The 1610-nt window shown below is 35.8% G+C and carries 1 protein-coding gene and 1 rRNA gene; both read right to left on the bottom strand.

What is annotated here, in order from left to right:
- Positions 1-564: 564 nt before the first annotated feature.
- Positions 565-1296 carry a DsbA family oxidoreductase gene (locus AC1M36_RS28245; RefSeq protein WP_479846514.1) on the bottom strand — a complete coding sequence of 244 codons (732 nt, stop codon included), beginning with the start codon at positions 1294-1296 and terminating at the stop codon, positions 565-567.
- 189 nt (positions 1297-1485) lie between these two features.
- Positions 1486-1601: ribosomal RNA gene (gene rrf, locus AC1M36_RS28240) — 5S ribosomal RNA — on the bottom strand.
- Positions 1602-1610 lie beyond the last annotated feature (9 nt).

Genomic DNA, 1610 nt, shown 5'->3' with positions numbered 1-1610 from the left:
ATTAGGCACGCCGCCAGCGTTCATCCTGAGCCAGGATCAAACTCTCCAATAAAGTTTGTCTAGCATCTAAAATAAAAATTGACGTTTCACGTTGTTTGTTTCGTTCAGTTTTCAAAGAACTCGTTTGCCGCTCATTTGCGACTCCCTTATGTTAACATTTTCATCTTTCAATGTCAACTAAGTTTTTTTATTTCGTTTGTCGCGTTTTGCTTGTTGCTATCAGCGACTCGTATAATAATACACCTCTGTATGATAATAGTCAATGGGTTTTTAAAAGTTTTTCATGAAAATATAATTTGTGCTGTTTCATTACTATAATATGAGAAAAAAACCATTAGCCAACATTTTATATTGCTCATAACATACTGATTTACTAGAAGAAAATCTTTTTCTACTCAAACAGACATGTTACTTTCTCAAAATCAACTAAATGCACACCCCCCAGAAACTTCATCCGTTTCTGGGGGGGTGAAAATTAAATCAAGAAATGATTAATACTTCTGCATACAACATGCAAAGCTTATTCTCCAAATACACCATATGCTGCATAACAAATGAAGAAAGCTATTGTTCTTTTGAGGGTACCGAACAACTACCATCTGTGCAAAAGGCACCGTTTGTACTATTCGATGAAAGATCTTGGAACTGAGGCTTAGGATTCTCTTCTTCCCACACCTTTTGAAGTGCACCAACAAACGTTTCAAGTGGTTGCGCACCTGAAATAGCATATTTTTGATTAATAATAAAATAAGGTACTCCAGTGATCCTATATTGTTGAGCAATCCCTTCATCAATTCGAACATCATTTGCATAAGCATCTTTATTATTTAAAACGTTTAAAGCTTCTTGCCTATCTAAACCTGAAGCTTTAGCAATATCAGCAAGTGTTTCCACATCACTTAAGTTTTTAGATTCGGTAAAATATGAAAAAAGCAGATTTTCTATGATATCCTTTTCTTTTTCATGATTCTTTGCAAACTTCGCCAAACGGTGAGCATCAAAAGTGTTTGTTGGTTTCATCTCTTCAAAATTAAAAGTTAAACCTACACTAGCTGCCTGGTGGCCTATTTGCAAACTATTTTGCTTAGCTTCTTCAATACTAATCCCATACTTTGATGCAATGGCTTCGTGAACACTTATTCCAGAATAGATTGGAGTATTGGGGTCTAATTCAAAACTTTTAAACTCAACATCGACATCATTTTTATACGGAAATTGGTCTAAAGCCTTTTCTAACCTACGCTTCCCAATATAACAAAACGGACATACAAAATCAGACCAAACTTCAATTTTCATGCTAACACCTCTTTAAAATTTAGGTTTCAATCATTGTAGCATGAGCATTTAATAATTTAAAAATTTATGCTTCAGAGAGCTGGGCTTGCAGTATCAGATAAACCCTATAGAAGAGAAATTATTCGCATACGGAAATATGTATTATGTTATGAACCACAAAAAACCTAAGTCTTTTCGACTTAGGTTTTTGCTTGGCGACGTCCTACTCTCACAGGGACAAGGTCCCAACTACCATCGGCGCTAGAGAGCTTAACTTCCGTGTTCGGTATGGGAACGGGTGTGACCTCTCTGCCATCATCACCAAACTATGAAGG

It is taken from the genome of Bacillus sp. Medicinal_06 (assembly GCF_056711665.1).
The sequence above is the reverse complement of the archived record's forward strand: the minus strand, read 5'-3'. Positions and strand labels throughout refer to the sequence as shown.